Origin of the sequence: Pseudarthrobacter raffinosi (assembly GCF_023913835.1) — a bacterium.
In the GTDB taxonomy this organism is placed as follows: Bacteria; Actinomycetota; Actinomycetes; order Actinomycetales; family Micrococcaceae; genus Arthrobacter; species Arthrobacter raffinosi.
Genome location: NZ_JAMXBG010000005.1, coordinates 182,620 through 201,623, shown reverse-complemented (window position 1 = coordinate 201,623; position 19,004 = coordinate 182,620). Strand labels below are relative to the sequence as shown.

General features: G+C 65.7%; 20 protein-coding genes. 9 read left to right on the top strand and 11 right to left on the bottom strand.

Features of this window, described 5'->3' with window-relative positions; translation table 11 throughout:
- Positions 1 to 17: 17 nt before the first annotated feature.
- The 5 genes from NG697_RS07195 to NG697_RS07175 form a co-directional block, all read right to left on the bottom strand.
- Entirely contained in the window at positions 18 to 455 is a 438-nt protein-coding gene (locus NG697_RS07195; RefSeq protein ID WP_252613903.1) for an ankyrin repeat domain-containing protein, read from the bottom strand.
- Positions 452 to 1,537 carry a CAF17-like 4Fe-4S cluster assembly/insertion protein YgfZ gene (gene ygfZ / locus NG697_RS07190; RefSeq protein ID WP_252613902.1) on the bottom strand — a complete coding sequence of 362 codons (1,086 nt, stop codon included), beginning with the start codon at positions 1,535 to 1,537 and terminating at the stop codon, positions 452 to 454. Before ygfZ ends, NG697_RS07195 begins: the two co-directional genes overlap by 4 nt.
- A 96-nt stretch (positions 1,538 to 1,633) precedes the next feature.
- Entirely contained in the window at positions 1,634 to 2,356 is a 723-nt protein-coding gene (locus NG697_RS07185) for a flavodoxin family protein (RefSeq protein WP_141141233.1), read from the bottom strand.
- Positions 2,357 to 2,430: 74 nt separating this feature from the next.
- Entirely contained in the window at positions 2,431 to 3,045 is a 615-nt protein-coding gene (locus NG697_RS07180; RefSeq protein ID WP_056344475.1) for a nitrobindin family protein, read from the bottom strand.
- A gap of 170 nt (positions 3,046 to 3,215) precedes the next feature.
- Positions 3,216 to 3,983 (bottom strand): permease, encoded by a 768-nt coding sequence (locus NG697_RS07175; protein ID WP_252598661.1) that lies wholly within the window; start codon positions 3,981 to 3,983, stop codon positions 3,216 to 3,218.
- A gap of 348 nt (positions 3,984 to 4,331) precedes the next feature.
- Here NG697_RS07175 and NG697_RS07170 point away from each other — a divergent pair, with 348 nt between their 5' ends.
- The 8 genes from NG697_RS07170 to asd all read left to right on the top strand — a co-directional run bounded on the left by NG697_RS07170 (position 4,332) and on the right by asd (position 12,612).
- On the top strand, positions 4,332 to 5,030 hold the full coding sequence (locus NG697_RS07170; protein ID WP_056344481.1) for a winged helix-turn-helix transcriptional regulator: 699 nt from the start codon (positions 4,332 to 4,334) through the stop codon (positions 5,028 to 5,030).
- A gap of 224 nt (positions 5,031 to 5,254) precedes the next feature.
- A complete protein-coding gene (gene mshD / locus NG697_RS07165; protein ID WP_252598425.1) occupies positions 5,255 to 6,226 on the top strand; it encodes a mycothiol synthase in 972 nt (323 codons plus the stop codon).
- A gap of 148 nt (positions 6,227 to 6,374) precedes the next feature.
- On the top strand, positions 6,375 to 8,624 hold the full coding sequence (locus tag NG697_RS07160) for an RNA degradosome polyphosphate kinase (protein ID WP_252608559.1): 2,250 nt from the start codon (positions 6,375 to 6,377) through the stop codon (positions 8,622 to 8,624).
- Between the two features lie 10 nt (positions 8,625 to 8,634).
- Positions 8,635 to 9,603 carry an NUDIX hydrolase gene (locus NG697_RS07155; protein WP_252598428.1) on the top strand — a complete coding sequence of 323 codons (969 nt, stop codon included), beginning with the start codon at positions 8,635 to 8,637 and terminating at the stop codon, positions 9,601 to 9,603.
- Between the two features lie 169 nt (positions 9,604 to 9,772).
- Entirely contained in the window at positions 9,773 to 10,576 is an 804-nt protein-coding gene (locus NG697_RS07150; RefSeq protein ID WP_252598429.1) for a thymidylate synthase, read from the top strand.
- Entirely contained in the window at positions 10,573 to 11,157 is a 585-nt protein-coding gene (locus NG697_RS07145) for a dihydrofolate reductase (protein ID WP_252613900.1), read from the top strand. Before NG697_RS07150 ends, NG697_RS07145 begins: the two co-directional genes overlap by 4 nt.
- Position 11,158: 1 nt before the next feature.
- Entirely contained in the window at positions 11,159 to 11,377 is a 219-nt protein-coding gene (locus NG697_RS07140) for an NF038396 family protein (protein WP_252598432.1), read from the top strand.
- A gap of 92 nt (positions 11,378 to 11,469) precedes the next feature.
- Positions 11,470 to 12,612 (top strand): aspartate-semialdehyde dehydrogenase, encoded by a 1,143-nt coding sequence (gene asd / locus NG697_RS07135; RefSeq protein WP_252598433.1) that lies wholly within the window; start codon positions 11,470 to 11,472, stop codon positions 12,610 to 12,612.
- Between the two features lie 1,154 nt (positions 12,613 to 13,766).
- Here asd and NG697_RS07130 read toward each other — a convergent pair.
- Positions 13,767 to 14,864 carry a winged helix DNA-binding domain-containing protein gene (locus NG697_RS07130; RefSeq protein WP_252598662.1) on the bottom strand — a complete coding sequence of 366 codons (1,098 nt, stop codon included), beginning with the start codon at positions 14,862 to 14,864 and terminating at the stop codon, positions 13,767 to 13,769.
- 37 nt (positions 14,865 to 14,901) lie between these two features.
- On the opposite strand from NG697_RS07130, the gene NG697_RS07125 reads away from it, so the two are divergent.
- Entirely contained in the window at positions 14,902 to 15,411 is a 510-nt protein-coding gene (locus NG697_RS07125) for a hypothetical protein (protein ID WP_252608557.1), read from the top strand.
- Positions 15,412 to 15,431: 20 nt separating this feature from the next.
- Here NG697_RS07125 and NG697_RS07120 read toward each other — a convergent pair whose 3' ends face one another.
- The 5 genes from NG697_RS07120 to NG697_RS07100 are packed head-to-tail and all read right to left on the bottom strand — an operon-like array spanning position 15,432 to position 19,003.
- A complete protein-coding gene (locus NG697_RS07120; protein WP_252598436.1) occupies positions 15,432 to 16,499 on the bottom strand; it encodes a UDP-N-acetylmuramate dehydrogenase in 1,068 nt (355 codons plus the stop codon).
- A 48-nt stretch (positions 16,500 to 16,547) separates the two neighbouring features.
- Complete coding sequence (locus NG697_RS07115) at positions 16,548 to 17,822, bottom strand: MFS transporter (RefSeq protein ID WP_252598438.1); 1,275 nt, start codon at positions 17,820 to 17,822, stop codon at positions 16,548 to 16,550.
- Between the two features lie 4 nt (positions 17,823 to 17,826).
- Positions 17,827 to 18,264, bottom strand: coding sequence for a MaoC family dehydratase (locus NG697_RS07110; RefSeq protein ID WP_058931677.1), 438 nt, complete (start codon positions 18,262 to 18,264; stop codon positions 17,827 to 17,829).
- A 2-nt stretch (positions 18,265 to 18,266) separates the two neighbouring features.
- Entirely contained in the window at positions 18,267 to 18,734 is a 468-nt protein-coding gene (locus tag NG697_RS07105; protein WP_141141246.1) for an FAS1-like dehydratase domain-containing protein, read from the bottom strand.
- A 44-nt stretch (positions 18,735 to 18,778) separates the two neighbouring features.
- Complete coding sequence (locus NG697_RS07100) at positions 18,779 to 19,003, bottom strand: DUF3188 domain-containing protein (protein ID WP_252598440.1); 225 nt, start codon at positions 19,001 to 19,003, stop codon at positions 18,779 to 18,781.
- Position 19,004: the final 1 nt, after the last annotated feature.

Genomic DNA, 19,004 nt, shown 5'->3' with positions numbered 1-19,004 from the left:
GCTACATTTTCCAAGCCTCAGTTGCCCAACAGATCGAGGATGTCGGTACGGGCGAACATCTGCGCGGCAGCCCGGGCGGAGGGGCTGCCGGCGTCGGGATCTGCTCCGGCGTCGAGCAACACGCGGGACACGTCCGTGTACCCCTTGAATGCTGCACCGGCCAAGGGGGTCTGGCCGCGGTCGTTGGCCGTGTTGGCCTCTCCGCCGTGCTCCAGGATCAGCTGTACCGTCTCAGCGTGGCCGTGGTATGCGGCCAGCATCAGAAGCGAATCGCCCGCGGTGTTGGTCATGGTGGCGGGCGCTCCGGCCTCGAGATAACTCCGCAGCAGACCGGCGTCCCCCTCCCGGGCAGCCTGGAAGAGCCGGTGCGCCAACGCCACCGCTTCGTCGTCGGTCGTGGCCTCGGGTTTGGCGGCGCCGGGCGTAGCGGCGTCGGGTGCGGTGTTCTCGGTCATGAGCGGGTCCCCCTCAGGAATCCAGTCTGGCGTCCCACTACCTGGCCGGCGTCGGGAGCAACAATTACTTCCTGGGCAGCGATGTAAGGCTCGTCGCCGTCCAGCACGGTCAGCATTTCGTCCGGTGCGACGGACCGTTTGATGACGGCCAACGCCACCGGGCCCATTTCGTAGTGCTGCGCAACGGAGGTCACTGTTCCGACCTTCCGTTCGCCGAGCATGACCTGGCTGCCGGGCGCGGGCATGGTGTGCTGCGATCCGTCCAACTGGAGGAACACCAGGCGCCGCGGCGGATGGCCCAGGTTGTGCACGCGGGCGATGGTCTCCTGGCCTTTGTAGCAGCCCTTGGACAGGTGCACGGCGGTGCGGAGGAGGTCCAGTTCGTGCGGAATGGTTTTGTCGTCGGTTTCGGCGCCCAGCCTGGGGCGCCACGCAGCGATGCGGAGGGCTTCGGCCGCCATTACGCCGGCGAGCGGGCGGTCTGCCAAAGTGTCCTCAAGTGCTGCGGCCGGGACGAGGTACTCGATCCAGGGCCGCTCCAGCCCTGGGTGCCCTTCCTCCGGAACCACAGCGTAGGAGTAGCCGCCGGCGCCGACGTGCGGCCACGGATCCCGCCAGGCCAGCAGTGTGGACCATTCCTCCACAGTCTTGGTGGACCCGAGAACTGCCCAGTCGGCGGAGACGTCGGTGACCTCGACGCGCAGCATGAACTTCATTTTGTTCAGCCACTCAGCCAGCGGTGCAGCCTCGGCGGCTTCAACAATCAGCCAGGTGGTCCCGCCGTCGTCCACTACACGGGCGTCAAACTCGATCCGGCCTTGGATACTCAACAGCAGCAACTCACTTGACTCCCCCGGCTGCAGGCCTGTGACCTGCTGGGAAGACAGGGTGTTCAGCCAGGTCAGCCGGTCCGGACCGCTGACCGTCACCACGCCGCGGTGGGAGAGGTCGACGACGGCGGTACCGGCCGCGAGGGCGCGCTGCTCACGCAGCGGCTCACCGTAGTGGGATGCGACGCCGGTGTCCGCGCCGGTGGCCTCGACGGCGCCGGGGCGCGACAGTAGGGGGCTGGGAGTAGTCATACTGGGGGAACGTCCTTAGGTCGGTGGGTATTCCGGTCTCGGGCAGCGGGTCCTGACAGGCTCGACCACCGGTGGGTCAACCACCGCGCCGCGGCGTTAGCGGTATTCCGGGTTTTCGAAGTCGAAGCGTGTTCCGGCTTTCCATTCTTCAGGAAGATTGCCGTAGGCGGGAATCCCGCCGGCGTCCTTAAGCATCCGGGCGAAATGCAGCAGGTTCCATGTCATAAACGTGGTGTTGCGGTTGGTGAAGTCGGATTCGGGGCCGCCGGAGCCTTCGTCAAGATAGCTCGGGCCGGGGCCAACCGGGCCGATCCAGCCGGCGTCGGCCTGGGGTGGGATGGTGAAGCCGATGTGCTGCAGGCTGTACAGCACGTTCATGGAACAGTGCTTGATGCCGTCCTCGTTGCCGGTGATCAGGCACCCGCCAACTTTGGGGTAAAACACCCATTGGCCCTTGTGGTTGAGTTCCCCCGAATGCGCGTAAAGCCGTTCGATCAGCTTCTTGGTCTGGGAGGAGTTGTCGCCCAGCCAGATGGGACCGGCCACCACCACAATGTCGGCCTCCTCAACAGCAGGGTACAGTTCCGGCCACTCATCGGACGGCCAGCCGTGCTCGGTCATGTCCGGGTAAACACCGCTCGCGATGTCGTGATCGACAGTCCTGATCACGCGGGTGCTCACGCCCTGTTTCTCCATGATGAGGCGGCTGACATTGATCAGGCCCTCGGTGTTGCTGGTCTCGGGCGACCGTTTCAGAGTGCCGTTGAAGAACACAGCCTTCAGGTCGCTGTAATCCGTGGAGTCCTTCTGTGTAGCCATGATGCTCCCTTGATTCACTCGTGGGTGAAGCCCAGGATGCCAAGTCTACCGATGACCGGTGACACGGCAGGGCGTCAGGAAACCTTTTTCAGGAAGGCAGAGGCGTGCGCTTCGAGGCCCTTGCCGGGCTGCGATGTTCCGCCGGTGGCCACGTCCCAGCGCCAGAGCAGGTTGCCGTCCACCAGTCCGAAGATCCGGGTGGCCGCGCTGTAGTCCTTGGAATGGCTTCCGCGCATCACCATGTCGGTGGTCAGCTGGATCTGAGGGCCCTTGATCTGCCCGTAGTAGAGCTCGGAGATCCCGCCGGGATGTGAGATGGACACCGAGATATCGAACCCGCCGTCTTTATTGCGGAGCGCTTCGACTTCATCGGCGCTCTTGAGAGCGGGAACAATATCGGCCGGAATCAGGCCCGGTCCGCCGTCGGCATCAAGCTGTTTGCGCTCCAGCGCCCAAAAACCGGTCTCAACCGTCAGCGGCCGCAGGCGCGTGCCGTCGTCGTCGGTTAACCAGCTCTCCGCGCGGTACTGAAGATACGGCAGGCCGTTGTGCGTGAAGGAGACATGCTGGAGGAAGTGCTCCGAGTCCTCGTCCCCGCTGCCGAGCCGGCCGCTGCCTTCCCACTCACCAATGAGCCAGGAAAGCGGAACAAGTTCCGGTGTCAGGTCTGTAGGAATTTCTATCGGCACGGCAATTACCTCAGGAAAATGCTAGCTCGTTGAACGGGTTTACTTCTGGCCTTTGAAGAGGCGGTAAACCACAAAGCCGGCGAACCAGGCCATGGACAGGCTGGCGATGCCGAGCAGGACGAGGAAGAAGATTTCAAATGCAAGTACGGACATGATGCCATCCTAACCGGTTAGTAGATGAGTAGTTTGTCTATGAAGTAAGCCAGGGAGCCCACGGCCGAAACCGGCGCAAGGCCCATGCTAACCGCAGCCAAAGGATTCAGCGGACCGCCGCGGAGTGTTACGAGTCGGCGGAAGCTGACCAGCACGGCGCCCACCACAACACCGAAGATCGCCGCCGGCAGAACAGCAATATCGGAAAAGACCAGTCCGGCGAGCGGCCCGGCAAGTCCTGCCATCACAATGCCGAGGGGGGCCACGATGCTGTCCGGCCAGCGGATCAGGCCGGCCAGCAGAGCCACGGCAGCGCTGATGGCTGCCACCAGGAGCATCTCCCGCACGCCGTTGAAGCGCGCGCCGGCAATCCAGCCTGCCCCCAGGCACGAGAGGAGTACCCCGGCGCAGCAGCCCAGCGTGGACTCAAGCCGTTGGGCCTGGCCCGTGCCTCGGATGAGCTGCACCACAAACACAGCCATCATTCCCAACGCCATGAACGCCGGCGTCCAGTCCAGGAAACCCGGGGCGGGGACAAAACCGGCAGCGAGCGCCGATCCGACGCCCGGCAGCGCAATGACGGCTGCAAGGGTCTTTTTCGCGGGGATGCGCAGGAAATGGGGCCAGCCGATGCCTACTGCCACAGCGATCGCCACAGCGACGCCGATGAGTACCTCACGTGAGATGTAGACGCCGGCGATGATCGCTACGAGTCCCGCCACTCCGACAACACCGATGACCCACGAGTCCAGTGACTTTGCCGGGGCCTGCACGTCGGCGGTCATCGGAAACCCGGCCGGCCAGTTCGCTTCGGCTTCGACTCTGCACTCAATTCGTGGCATCCCATTCTGGCTGTGGACCCGGCGGCTCGGCCTTCGGTGTCAGGGCGTTCTGCCCGACGGTTCAATCCTGCCTTATGTGACCCGGATATGTCGCAAAACGAAGGTTTGAGGGGGCGGAATCCGTGCTGTCGTGCAGGCCGGTGGGTATACTCAGAGTTCAGCTACGCTTCCTGCTACGGATGCCGGCCGGATAGATACTTAGTCGGCCAAGTCCGCTGCAGTGAGATAGTACCGGCCGGTGAAAACCCGGTTCAGTCGCCCGAAGATGCGCGGACGCCCCTTGGAGGAACAATGTCGCACATCCTGCTATTGACGAACAGCACCGGTTCTTCGGTAGACATTCTGCCTGCCCTGGAATTGCTGAACCACCGCGTGCACATCCTCGCCGCGGAACCCACAGCCCTGCTGGAGACCGATCCCTGCGACATTGTGCTCCTCGACGCCCGCAAGGACCTGGTGGGCGCCCGCTCCCTCACCCAGCTGCTCAAGGCCACAGGTCTGAGCGCACCCCTGGTCCTGATCCTGACCGAGGGCGGCATGGCCGCTGTTTCTTCGGCCTGGGCCGTGGATGACATCGTGCTCGATTCAGCCGGTCCCGCCGAAGTGGAAGCCCGCATCAGGCTCTCCGTGGCGCGGGCAGTTCCGGACAAGGATGACGCCCCCACGGAGATCCGGGCGGCAGGCGTGGTCATCGATGAAGCGAGCTACACTGCCCGTGTCAACGGCGCCCCGCTGAACCTGACGTTCAAGGAATTCGAGCTCCTCAAATACCTGGCCCAGCACCCCGGCCGCGTCTTCACCCGCCAGCAACTGCTCACCGAGGTGTGGGGCTATGACTACTACGGCGGCACGCGCACCGTGGATGTCCACGTCCGGCGGCTGCGTGCCAAACTCGGTGCAGACCACGAAAACCTGATCAGCACGGTCCGGAACGTCGGCTATCGCCTGACCCTGGTGCGGCAGCAGGAAGACGAACTGACGGAAGCCTGACACCGTTCAGACAGCAACAGCCCCGGACCGCTGGTCCGGGGCTGTTGCTGTCGTAGTGATGCTGTATTTGTGGAGGACATACGGGTCGAACGTATCGAGGCCACCCCACTGGTGGATCCCCCTCGTTTCCCACCGTTACCGGCGGGTGAGATATCGACTATACGTGCCTGCCCCGGGGCCATCAAATCGGAGCGCCGTCCGGCCGGGGCGTATAGCCTAGCCTCATGAGTCCTGCGCACCCGGAAAAATGGCCCGTCCTTATTATCCACGGCGGTCTGGAAGAACAGCTGCTGAAGGACTGCGTGGCGCTCCTCGCAGCTGCCGAGGAGTCTGACGGCAACCCCTCGCTTTCCGAGCAAACGGTGGTGACGCTCCGCGCCGGGGACTCTGCAGAGCATTCCCTCCTGACCCTGGCGCTCTACGCGCCGGACGAGGACTCCGATCCCTCCTCCGGCCAGGACCTGGCCGGGTTTGCCGTTGTTGTGGAGGAGCCGGACGGCAGCGGAGTGCTGGAAATTGCCGTCCACCCCAGCTACCGCAACCAGGGCGTGGCGGACAGGCTTGTCGGCGCACTTCAGTCCGGGCGAGGCCTGGATGGGCTGAAGGCTTGGTCCCACGGCAACCACGAGGCAGCCGCGGACCTCGCCGCCCGCTACGGCTACGGTCCGGTGCGCGAACTCTGGAAGATGAGGCTGACCACCGCCACGGCAGAACTGCCCGACGTCGGCCTGCCGGATGGCGTCACGCTCCGCGCCTTTGCGCCGGGCAGGGACGAGGACCGCTGGCTGGCTGCGAACCGCGCCGCATTTGCCCACCACCCCGAGCAGGGCTCGATGTCCCGCGCGGACCTGGATGCCCGCATGGCCGAGGACTGGTTTGATCCCGCCGGCTTCCTGTTGGCCGTGGACGCCGAGGACCGGTTGCTGGGATTCCACTGGACCAAGGTGCATCCGCGCCACGGCGCCCACCCTGCGATCGGCGAGGTCTACGCGGTGGGCGTCACACCGGCCGCGCAGGGTATGGGCCTGGGAAAAGCACTCACTGTGGCTGGCATCAGGCATCTGCAGGGCCTGGGGCTTCACGCCGTCATGCTCTACACGGATGCCGACAACACCGCTGCCGTTTCCCTATACCGGGGCCTGGGCTTCACACGCTGGGATATGGACGTGATGTACGGACCGCTGGCCTCTGTTTAGTGCCGCCCGGGTGAGTTATCCCTCTCGTGTGACTAACGACTTCGGATGGCCCGAAATCTAGGGCTTGTGGACGCTGATTGATTGTAAGGTTGGTAAAGAACCGCGCCGGCCGAGGGCCAGCATCAAGCGCCAGGTAAGAGGAGAGACCATGAAACCGGAACCCGCCGGAACAGTCACGTCCGAGGGCGCTTCAGTGCCGGTGCGCGCGCGCTTCGGCTCATCCGAAGTCCCTGCCTCGCGTGCAACGCAGGACCGGATCGACATCCCCGAGTTTGCGCCCAACCTTGTGCCCGAAGGGGACATCCGGCCTGACCGTTTCCTGGACCGCGAGCTCAGCTGGCTGGCTTTCAACTCCCGCGTCCTGGAACTCGCCGAAGATCCCTCGCTCCACCTCCTGGAACGCGTGGCTTTCCTGTCCATCTTCGCGTCCAACCTGGACGAGTTCTTTATGGTCCGGGTGGCCGGCCTGAAGCGGCGCATCGCCACCAACCTCGCCGTGCCCTCCCCTGCCGGCCTCAGCCCTGTGGAGGTGCTGGAGAAGATCGGCGACGAAGCCCACCGCCTCCAACAGCGCCATGCCCAGGTCTACGCCGAACAGATCCGCCCCGCCCTGGCCTATGAGCACATCCACCTGATGCACTGGGACGAACTGGATGACGCCGCCAAGCAGCAGCTCAGTGCCATGTTCGCCGAAAAGGTCTTCCCGATCCTGACGCCGCTGGCCGTGGACCCGGCACACCCGTTCCCCTACATTTCGGGGCTCTCCCTCAACCTGGCCGTCGTGGTCCGCAACCCCGTGAGCGACAAGGAACTGTTCGCCCGCCTCAAGGTTCCGGACCAGCTTCCCCGCCTGATCTCCATCGACGGTCCGCGGGCCGGGGCCGTGGCGGGACGCGTGGCGCGTTTCATCGCGCTTGAGGAAGTCATCGCCGTCCACCTGGACAAGCTCTTCGCCGGCATGGAAGTCCTGGAACACCACATCTTCCGCGTCACGCGCAACGAGGACCTCGAAGTGGAAGAGGACGACGCCGAGAACCTCCTGCAGGCGCTGGAGAAGGAACTGCTGCGCCGCCGGTTCGGCCCTCCCGTCCGCCTCGAAGTCACCCACGACATCAACCCGAACATCCGGGCCCTGCTCATCCGTGAGCTCGGAGTGGAAGAGTCCGAGGTGTACTCGCTCCCGGCTCCGTTGGACCTCCGCGGCCTGTCCGTCATTGCCGGAATTGACCGTGCCGACCTTCATTACCCCAAGCACATGCCGCACACGTCCCGATTCCTCAACGAGTCCGAGACGTCCAAGGCCGCCAACGTTTTCTCGGCCATGCGCCGCCGCGACATCCTGCTCCACCACCCGTACGACTCCTTCTCCACCTCCGTGCAGGCGTTCCTGGAACAGGCGGCCGCGGACCCCAAGGTCCAGGCCATCAAGCAGACCCTGTACCGGACCTCGGGCGACTCCCCCATCGTTGACGCCCTGATCGATGCCGCAGAGGCCGGCAAGCAGGTGCTGGCCCTCGTGGAGATCAAGGCCCGGTTCGACGAGCAGGCCAACATCTCCTGGGCCCGCAAGCTGGAACAGGCGGGCGTGCATGTGGTCTACGGCATCGTGGGCCTGAAAACCCACTGCAAGCTGTCGCTGGTGGTCCGCCAGGAAGTGGACGGGCTGCGCCGCTACTGCCACATCGGCACCGGCAACTACCATCCCCGCACGGCCCGCTACTACGAGGACCTTGGCCTGCTGACCGCCAATGACCAGGTAGGCGAGGACCTTTCCAAACTGTTCAACCAGCTCTCCGGCTATGCTCCGAAGTCAACGTTCAAGCGGCTCCTGGTGGCTCCGCGCTCCGTCCGCTCCGGGCTGATCGACCGCATCGAGACCGAGATCCGCAACGCCAGGGCCGGGCTGGCCGCAAGGGTGCAGATCAAGGTCAACTCCATGGTGGATGAAGCCATCATCGACTCCCTTTACCGCGCGTCCCAGGCCGGCGTGATGGTGGACGTCGTTGTGCGCGGCATCTGCTCGCTGCGTCCCGGCGTTCCGGGCCTCAGCGACAACATCACGGTGCGCTCCGTGCTGGGCCGATTCCTGGAACACTCCCGGGTGTTCGCCTTTGCCAACGGCGGCGATCCTGTGGTTTACATCGGCTCGGCGGACATGATGCACCGGAACCTGGACCGCAGGGTCGAGGCCCTGGTCCAGCTGTCCAATCCCGACGACATCAGCTACGTCCTTAACCTGCTGCGCCGCTACATGGATCCGGAGACAGCCAGCTGGCATCTGGATAACCAGGGCCTGTGGAACCGGCACCACATTGCCGACGACGGCAGCCACCTCGACGACATCCAGTCCTGGCTGCTGGCCTCGCGCACCCGCCAGCGCAGCCTGAGCCGTCGGTAGGACTACGGCGTTGGCGGGCGACATCCTCGTAGCAGACCAAACAGAACATCCCGGCGAGGCAATCGCCGTCGTCGCAGCCGGGGCACTGCCTTGGCGTATCAACTCCGAAGGTCTCGAAGTCCTGCTGATCCATCGTCCGCGGTATGACGACTGGTCCTGGCCCAAGGGCAAGATCGACGCCGGTGAGACCCTTCCCGAATGCGCGGCCCGTGAGGTGCACGAGGAGATCGGACTTGATGCGCCCCTGGGCATTCCGCTGCCGCCGATCCACTACCGGGTGGCGACTGGACTGAAGGTGGTCCACTATTGGGCGGTCCACGTCAACGGGGCCCGCCTCGTTCCCGACGGCAAGGAGGTGGACCGCGTGGTGTGGTGCGCCCCTGAAACGGCCGCGGGGCTGCTGTCCAATCCGACCGACGTCGTTCCCTTGGAGTACCTGCGGGCAGCCCATGGCCGGGGTGACCTCAACACATGGCCGCTGATTGTGGTGCGGCATGCAAAGGCCAAGCCCCGCTCGTCCTGGTCCAAAGCCGAGGGCGAACGGCCCCTGGCCGCGACGGGAATCAGGCAGGCGCAGGCCGTCAGCCGGCTGCTGCAGGCCTGGAAGCCGCCGCGCGTGGTGACGAGTCCCTGGCGGCGCTGCGTGTCAACCGTGGCGCCATACCTGAGGGCAACAGGGGCCAAGGTCAAACTGGTGGAATCGCTGACGGAACACCGGCACGCCCGGACCCCCAAAAAAACCGCTGCCGCCATTGAGTCGCTCCTGGAGAAGGCACGGCCCGTCGCCGTCTGCACGCACCGTCCCGCACTGCCCACCATCCTGGGCCAGCTGGCCAAGCACATGCCAGGCCGCGTGCGCGCGCTCCTGCCGGACGCCGACCCTTACCTGTCCCCCGGTGAGCTGGTGGTGTGCCACGTGGCCATCGACAACAGGCGCCGCATCGTGGCAGTGGAGCAGTTCAAGCCCTTCGACGACTGAGTTTTCGGCACGCCCGGGCGCGCCGCCCGGCTCACCGATGAACTGCTGCTCGATCTGGTCCGCGGCAAACTGAGGAAGGGCTGATCCGATGCGCGGCCGGCGGCCAACGCTGGGGCCGGCCGCGGGACCCTTGCGGGGTCGGCGGGGCTTCGCCCGGTAGACTTTAGCCGTGAGCATCCCGACGCCTTATGAAGACCTCCTGCGCGATGTCCTGGCCCATGGCACGCACAAATCCGACCGCACGGGCACCGGAACCACCAGCGTTTTCGGCCGTCAACTGCGCTTTGACCTTGGCCGGAGCTTCCCGCTGATCACCACCAAACGCGTGCATTTCAAGTCCGTGGCAGTGGAGCTGCTGTGGTTCCTGCGCGGTGAATCGAACGTCAAATGGATGCAGGACCAGGGCGTGAGCATCTGGAACGAGTGGGCCGACGCGGAAGGCGAACTGGGTCCCGTCTACGGCGTCCAGTGGCGCAGCTGGCCCACCCCTGACGGCGGCCATGTTGACCAGATCGCCGAGCTGGTGGGGAACCTCAGGACCAACCCGGACTCGCGCCGGCACATCGTGTCTGCCTGGAACGTCTCCGAGCTCAAGGACATGGCACTGCCCCCGTGCCACGCGTTCTTCCAGTTCTACGTGGCCGACGGCAAACTGTCCTGCCAGCTGTACCAGCGCTCGGCGGACATGTTCCTGGGCGTGCCCTTCAACATCGCCTCCTACGCCCTGCTCACGTGCATGATTGCGCAGCAGGTGGGGCTGGAGCCTGGCGAGTTTGTATGGACAGGCGGCGACGTCCACATCTACGAGAACCACATGGACCAGGTCCTGAAGCAGCTGGACCGGGAACCCTATGAATACCCGCAGCTGAGGATCACCCGGAAGCCGGCCTCGATCTTCGACTACACGCTCGAGGACTTCGAAGTGGTGGGCTACCAGCACCACCCCACGATCAAAGCCCCGATCGCCGTATGAGCACCGAGAACGCAGCAGACCCCCAGGACTTCACGCAGGAACTCGCCGGTTCCGTGACCGGCGTCGGCCTTGTGTGGGCGCAGACGTCCGGCGGCGTGATCGGCAAGGACGGCGACATGCCCTGGCACCTCCCTGAGGATCTGAAGCACTTCAACCGGCTCACCATGGGGCACCCCGTGATCATGGGGCGCAAGACGTGGCTGTCCTTCGCGGACAAGTACCGTCCCCTGCCCGGCCGGACGAACATTGTGATCACCCGGCAGAAAAACTGGGGCGAATCGCCCGAGGCGGAGGGCGCCGTCGTGGTCCCCTCCCTGGATGATGCCCTCCTTGAGTCGCAGTTCGTCGACGGCGGCGGGACCGTCTGGATCCTGGGCGGCGGGGAAGTCTTCCGCCAGTCCACCGAACTCGCCAACGTCGCGGTGGTCACCACCATCGACGTGGAGGCGGACGGCGACACGTTCGCCCCCGAGCTCGATGAGACCTGGGAGGCGGCGGCGTGCGTCCCGCCAGACGGGTGGCTGACGGCGGCCAACGGAACGCGCTACAGGTTTACCAAATGGATTAGGACGCAGGGCTGAGATGTTGAAAAAACCGGAAACACTGTTTGTGCTGGGCTACATGCTGCTGCCGCTGCTCGCGCTGCTGTCTGCGATCGTTGGCCTGACCATGATCCTGGGCGGCAACAAGATCCCCGGCGCCATCGTGCTGGTGGTGGTGACGCAGGTGTTTGCCTTCGGCGCCTTCTACGCGTTGCGACTCCGCAAAGCCGCGGTGCTGGAGGAAACCAACCGCAGCTGACGCCTGTTTCCCCCGCACGCCGCTCGTACGCATCCCCGCGCGGGTGACGTAACCGACTGCGCCCTGCGCGATCCGGCGTCTAAACTGGACGAATGACTACAGCAGCTACCCCCTCCGTCGGCCTGGTCGGATGGCGCGGCATGGTCGGCTCCGTCCTGATGCAGCGCATGCAGGACGAGGGCGACTTCGCCAACATCAACCCGGTGTTCTTCTCCACGTCAAACGCGGGAGGTGCCGCCCCGTCGATTGCCGGTGCTGCCGCTGGCGCCGCCGGCAAGCTTGAGGACGCGTTCGACGTCGACACGCTGGCTAAGCTGCCCATTATTGTCACCGCCCAGGGCGGGGACTACACCAAGCGCGTGCACACCGAGCTGCGTGGCCGCGGCTGGGACGGCCTCTGGATCGACGCCGCCTCCACGCTGCGCATGAACGACGACTCGATCATCGTGCTGGACCCGATCAACCGCGACGTCATCGACAAGGGCCTGGTCAACGGGACCAAGGACTTCATCGGCGGGAACTGCACCGTTTCCTGCATGCTCATGGGCCTCGGCGGGCTGTTCAAGAACGGCCTCGTTGAATGGGGCACGTCCATGACATACCAGGCTGCTTCCGGCGGCGGCGCCCGGCACATGCGCGAACTGCTCAGCCAGTTCGGCACACTCAATGCCGAGGTCAGCTCGGAACTGGACGACCCGGCGTCGGCCATCCTGGAAATTGACCGCAAGGTCCTCGCCCACCAGCGCACCGACATCGACGCCACCCAGTTCGGCGTGCCGCTGGCCGGTTCCCTGATCCCGTGGATCGACGCGGACCTTGGGAACGGCCAGTCCAAGGAAGAGTGGAAGGCCGGGGTTGAAACCAACAAGATCCTGGGCACCTCGGACGAAAACCGGATCATGATGGACGGCCTGTGCATCCGGATCGGGGCCATGCGTTCGCACTCGCAGGCGCTGACCCTCAAGCTCCGCGAGGACCTCTCCGTGTCCGAGATCGAGAAGCTACTCGCCGAGGACAACGAGTGGGCCAAGGTCATCCCGAACACCAAGGAAGACTCCATGGCGGGCCTGACCCCCGTGGCTGCGTCCGGCACCCTGGACATCCCCGTGGGCCGCATCCGCAAGATGGAAATGGGCCCGGAGTACATCAGCGCCTTCACCGTGGGCGACCAGCTGCTCTGGGGCGCCGCCGAGCCGCTGCGCCGCATGCTCAACATCGCCACCGGGAACCTGTAACCTCCCGCGGCTCCGGCGCCGCACTTCTGCGGGATACGCCAAGTGCTTCCACTCAAGTCGAAGGACCAGCCAGCCTTCTTCGATCAGTGCGTTCTCCCGGCGACGCTCTGCGAGCAGCACGTCCTCCGTGGGCCCGTAGTCGGTGTATTTGCCGCTGCCATCAAACTCAATCACTATGCGGGTTAGCGGATCCGCGAAGTCTGCCCGGAATTGACCACTTGGCGTCTGAATCTCGAACTGCGGAATGAACATGTGCAGATCGAATGATCGCAGCAGCCTGGTCCGGGTCTCCCCCACCGATTCCGACCGCCCATCCAGGGCCGCCAGCAGATCCAGCGCCCGCCGGTTCCCGCGTTTGACCGGTCCCACGTCCAGAAGTTGCCGCATGCTGTCGATCCCGGCTCCCTTGCGCAGCGCGTGGTCGCCGATCACGGCTGCCTGCTCCAGTGGCAGGATACGGGCGCAGTCCAGGACGGTCCGTTCAATGCCGGTGGTCAGAATCTCTTTGCCACCCATGCTCCACAGCGTTGTCACATCTACGGGTTGCAGGTCCATCCGGTGGGTGCGGACGTCCGTGCCGGCACTATTCGTCGAGTTGGCGTAGTCCGTGGTGACGTGGATCATGGGCCCGGCATCCCAGACGTGACACTCGTGCAGCCTGGCGGCACTGATATGGCTGTAGCGGCAGGCCCCGCCGGTGGACAGGAAGTGCGCCTGGATCCGCAGGGCGTCCCTGGTCCACGGCTCCGCTCTCTTCCAGTCAGCGTTCCGGACGTAAGCTCCGCGTCGAAGGCGCAGGATGGTTCCGGGGCGGACTGCCGCCGTCAGGACCCGCTCGTCCAGCCCTGCCGCGTCCAACTGTTGCGTGGAGGCAACGGGGAAGGCCGGCCAGCGCACATCCAGGAGCACACGGATTTTGTCGCCATTCATGGTCCAAGGTTCTCGGACGAGTGCTGGCCCGGGTAGATCGCAGCCACGTTATGTGGACAACCCCGGCAGCAATACCCGCATCCGCTTCTTCCGGCATCCTGCGCTGCCTCCCCGCTTGCCACCCGCCGCTTGAACGGCCCTGCCCCGCAGGAACGGTGCTGCCCCGCACCGCTTTTGCGGGGCAGGGCCGCCCGTGTTCGGCAGGGCGGCGATTGGGGCCTGGCTTAGCTGTCCAGGAATGCGAGGCACTGTACGGCGGCCTTGCTGAACGCCGCCTGCGCAGCGGGTCCAAGCGGTTTGGATTCGTCAAAGAGTTCAGGCACGACGGCGGAACTGCGGCCGGTGCCGGCCCGCGCCCACGTGCCGATCACCTCTCCCCCTGCCACGACGGTCTTCTTGAACACTCCGTTGCCGCCCGGGACGATCTTGTTGGCGTGCTCAGGGGCCAGCACAAGGCTCCGGTCCATGTAGCCCAGCACAAACTCGTCGAAGCCCGGCAAGAGGAGGACGGACCGCTGCCCGGGCACACCGTCGTCGAGCATTGATGCAGTCTCCGGTGACATCCAGTAGTGGACGCCCGCGAACTCCAGCTCCACCAGTTGGCCGCTGACCAGCTCAAACGCCGCCCGCACGTCGGTCAGGGGAATCTGCGTCCACCAGGCGAAGTCGCGGACCGTGGCAGGGCCGTGGCTGCGGAAGTAGCGCAGCATGAACTCGGCGATCGCTTCCTGACGCTCAAGGCCCCGCGAAACCTGGATCCAGTCATCGAACGCCACCAGCAGCTGCTGGTTCCCGGCCAATGGCCCTTGAACCAGCCAGGCGTGCCGGCACAGCGTCCCCAGGATATGGATCCCCCGCTGGCCGGTGGTGGGCTGCCCGGCCGCCTCAAACACCTCGAAGAGTTCGGTCCGGCTCACGGGACCGCCGGCCGCAATCCGCTCCAAGGCAACGTCGCGGCACTTCTCGATGTCCGCCCAGGTGATGTCCAGTTCCCGGTGCCGGCCGGCAATGATGCGGCTAAGACGCTCGGTGGTGAGGTCCAGCATCCAGCGCAGATCCCCGGGAGCCACCAGGTGCAGGGTGCCGCGCATCGGCCAGGACCGGACCACCCTTCCGCTGTCCAGCGCGGCGCGCACGTCAGTCAAACCTGCGCCCGGAACGCGGAGGCCGATGGCCCAGAGCGCGGCCTGCAGGTCCTGAGCCTGCGTGGCCGTCATCCAGCGGACCGCGCCCTCTACGGAGCCGAGTCCGGGGCCAAGCAGTCCTTGAGAGGCCAGGCGTAACCTGCCCAGCACCTTGGGGCTTACGCGGTTCACTGCCATGTCCTCATCGTAGGACCTGGCCCGATAGGGTGTAAGCATGACTTTGGGGAGTTTGTGGCAATTGTTCGCGCGCGGAACACAGGCATGGCTGGTGGCAGGGACCGTATCGGTCCTGGCCGGCGTGGCCATCGGGCTGGCCCCGGCCATTGGTTTCCAGCCCCTGGGATTCCCGGGAGGCGGCGGCGAGGCACCCCTGGAACTCCTCTTGCCTTCCCTGTTCCTGTCGCTGGGCGGAGGGTACGTCGTGCTTTTTCCCGGTATCCGGGTGGGCCGCGGCAAGGTCCGCATTGTCCGTGACTGGAAGCTCTATCCCGTCAGCGGCCGGCTGCTCTGGATCCTCGCCCATGCCACCGCCGTGATCGGTTTGGTGGTCTGCATTCTTGCAGCCGCGACCCACCCGGCGGTTCCGGGCCTTATGGTCTGGCTGTTTATGGGGCCATATTTGGCGCTGACCGGTTGGGCCGCCGCCCTGCTGGGCATGGCCACGAACGTCCGGCTGATCGGCACCGTTGACGGGCGCCTGGCGCCGGTCACGCAAGCAGGCTGATGCCTTCAACGGGCTGAACGCTAGAGCGTCAGGCCGATGAGCAACGGTTCCGGGTGGAGTTCAATGCCAAAGCGTTCGACGACGCCGGCACGCACCTCGCGCGCGATGGCCAGCATGTCCTTCGCGCTGGCGGAGCCGCGGTTGGTGATGGCCAGCGTGTGTTTTGTGGACAGTGACGCCCGCCCGCCGGAGGCGCTGCCCTCCTCCAGGCCATAGCCCTTGCCGAATCCGGCCTGGTCGATCAGCCAAGCTGCGGACAGCTTCACCAGCCCGTCCGCCCCCGCGGGGTACTGCGGTGCGGACTCCGGCAGCGTTGCCGCCACGTCCACGGGCACAACCGGGTTGGTGAAGAAGGAGCCGGTGGAATACGTGTCCCGGTCGGCCGGGTCCAGCACCATGCCCTTGGAACCCCGCAACCGCAGGACCTCCCGGCGGACATCGTTGGAGTACGCCCGTTTGCCTGCTTCAACGCCCAGGGAGCGGGTCAGTTCGGCGTAGCGGATAGGCGCGCTCATCCGGCCCAGCGGCAGCTGGAATTCCACGGTCAGCACGATGTAGCGGGGTGAGCCCTCGACGGTGGTCTGTTTCAGGATGGAATCGCGGTAGCCGAACTTCAGCTCGGAGTTGGTGAACGTCTGGACCGCGTTCCGGGTCCGGTCCCAGGTGCGGACCGCCGCGATGGTCTGGGACACGTCAGAGCCGTAGGCCCCGACGTTCTGCACGGGCGTGGCGCCCGTGGCCCCCGGGATGCCGGAAAGTGCTTCAATGCCGGACCACGCATGCAGCACGGCGTGCTCCACCAGGGCATCCCAATTGTGGCCGGCCTGGACCACTACGGCCACGCCGCCGCAGGAGTCCTCGGCGTTGACGGTGAACCCTTCCGAGGCGATCCTGATCACGGTGCCGGGGAACCCGTCGTCGGAAATCAAGAGGTTGGAGCCACCGCCGATAATGAGGACCTGCTCCCCCGCGACGTCCGCCGCGCGGACGGCGTCGATGATCTCCGCTTCGGTGCTGGCCTCAACATATTTGCCGGCGGGGCCCCCGACGGCGGCCGTGGTCAGGGCAGAAAGCATTGTCTGGGTCACCAAACCAGCGTAACAAGACCAAACCGAATCAAACGCCATCAAACTGAGCTAGGGAATCTTCCGGGCCACCGGTGAGAGCAGGAACGTGGCTACCAGCATCACCATCACGCCCAGCAGCGAGTGCAGGATGCCTACGTGTTCAGCCAGCAGTCCCAACAGCGGCGGCCCGCACAGGAACGCGCCGTAGCCGATGGTGGAGACCACGGAGACGCGGGCCGCAGCCTTGGCGGGATCGTCGGCGGCGGCGGACATGCCCACCGGGAAGCCCAGCGAGGCGCCGAGTCCCCAGATGGCCAGTGCCACAAAGGCGAGCCAGGGAACGGGGGCAAACACAAACAGTCCGAGTCCGGACACTGCCAGCGCGGCGCACCAGCGCATCACCGGAACGCGGCCGAAACGGTCCAGGACCACAGTGCCGGCGAACCGTCCGATGGTCATGAAGGTCACGAAGAGCCCGTAACCGGCGGCTCCGGCGGCGTCGGTCTGGCCGTGCCCGTCGGCGAGGGCCAGTGCCACCCAGTCCCCTGCTGCACCTTCGGCCAAGGCAAGCCCCAGGACCATGACTCCGAGAAGCAGGGTGCGCCGGTCGCGCCAGGCCTCCGCGATCTTGCGCTTGTTGTCCAGCGGGACACCGGCACTGTCAGCGGGCGCCCCGGCGGTGACAATGGGGATCGGGCCGGTGAACGGGTCCTCGAAGTTGTCCGGTACATAGGTCCGTTCCCCCGCGACGGGGGTGACATCCGCACGGAACCAGGCTGCCGCCGTCGTCACCGAGACGGCAACCACGACGCCGGCCGCGGCCAGGTGCCAAAACACCGGGACGGAGGCGGCTGCGGCCCACGCGCCAAGGCCTGCACCTGCGACGGTGCCGAGGCTGAACGCGCCATGGAGCCTGGGCATGATGTGCCGGCCAACCGCGCGTTCCACCGAGGCGCCCTCGACGTTGGAGGCGGTACTCCAGCTGGCGGAACCCAATCCGATGACGGCGAGACCTACGGCCACCGCGCCCGGGGTGGCCAGCACCGACGTGCCAAATCCGGTGATGGCCATGCCGCAGCCCACCATGATGGCGCCGGCGCGGATGGTCCGTTTGGAACCCAGGCGGAGCACGATCAGCCCCGACGCGGACACCGAGATGAACGATCCCAGCGTCATACACAGCAGCAGCAAACCGACAGTGCCGGGGGTCAGGTCCAGCCCGTCGCGGATCGCCGGAAGCCGGGACACCCAGGACGCGAAGGCCAGTCCGCTGCCGGCGTAGGCAACCACCACGGCATTGCGCCAGGCAGTGACCTCGGCCGAGGCAGTTGTGTTGACGGTCAAAGGATCATGAAAGCCTGACGACAGCCTGGGCCTTCATCAGCACTTTCTGGCCGGCAGCAACCACGGTGAGGTCAACGCGGGCGGTGCCGGCATCGGCGTCGAGCTTTCCAATGGCGCCGCTGACCTCGATGGTGGCTCCGGCGTCCGTGGTTCCGGTGGTGTCCGTGACCAGGACCGGCTTGGTGAAACGGGTCTGGAAGTCGACGACGGCGGCGGGGTCGCCTGCCCAGTCGGTCACCAGCTGCACTGCGGCACCCATGGTGAACATGCCGTGGGCGATGACGCCGGGCAGTTCCACGCCGGTGGCGAAGGCTTCGTTCCAATGGATGGGGTTGAAGTCGCCGGAGGCGCCGGCGTACTTGACCAGGTCGGTGCGGGTGACCTCGATGGTGCGGCTGCCGATATCCTGCCCGGCGCTGAGTTCGTGGAAGCTGGGGCTCATGGTTACTGTCCCTCTCCGCGGACGAGGATGGATGACGTGGTGGTGGCGACTGCCTCGCGCGACCCGTTGCCGCCGTCGGTCAGGGCAAAAATTTCCTGGCGGGTGGTGATCATGGCCCCGCCGCCCATGGCACGGACACCGTCAACGTGCAGTTCGGCAACCAGGCGGTCGCCGGCAAAGATGGGGCGGTGGTGGATGAAGCGCTGGTCGGCGTGGACCACGCGGGAGAAGTCGATGCCGGCATCCGGGTCCTCGATCAGCTGGGCATCGGCGCGCTGGGCGATGATGATGGCGAACGTGGGTGGTGCCACCAGGTCTTTGTGCCCCAGGGCCTTGGCGGCCTCGACGTCGAAGTGGGCTGGGTGCGTGGCCTTGACGGCGCGGGCGAACTCGCGGATCTTCTCGCGGCCGACGTCGTAAACCTCTGCGGCAGGGTAGCTGCGGCCCTGCAGGTCCGGATTGATAGTCATGGCCTCCAGCCTATCGGTCTGCCCCGGGACACCCGGAATTCCGGCTACTTGCGGAGGTTCTTCCGGATGGTCTGGCCGCGCACCACGATCCCGGCGATGTGCAGGAGGAGGCCGAGGCCGATCAGCGGCAGGGAAGCCGTGGCCAGGCCCTGGTTTCCGGACGTGTTGCCGATCAGGTTCAGGATGATCCCGACGCCGATGAGGCCCATGGCGCCGAAGACCAGGACTTTGTACGAGGTGGGCGCTGACTCCCAGAATTCTTTGAGCACC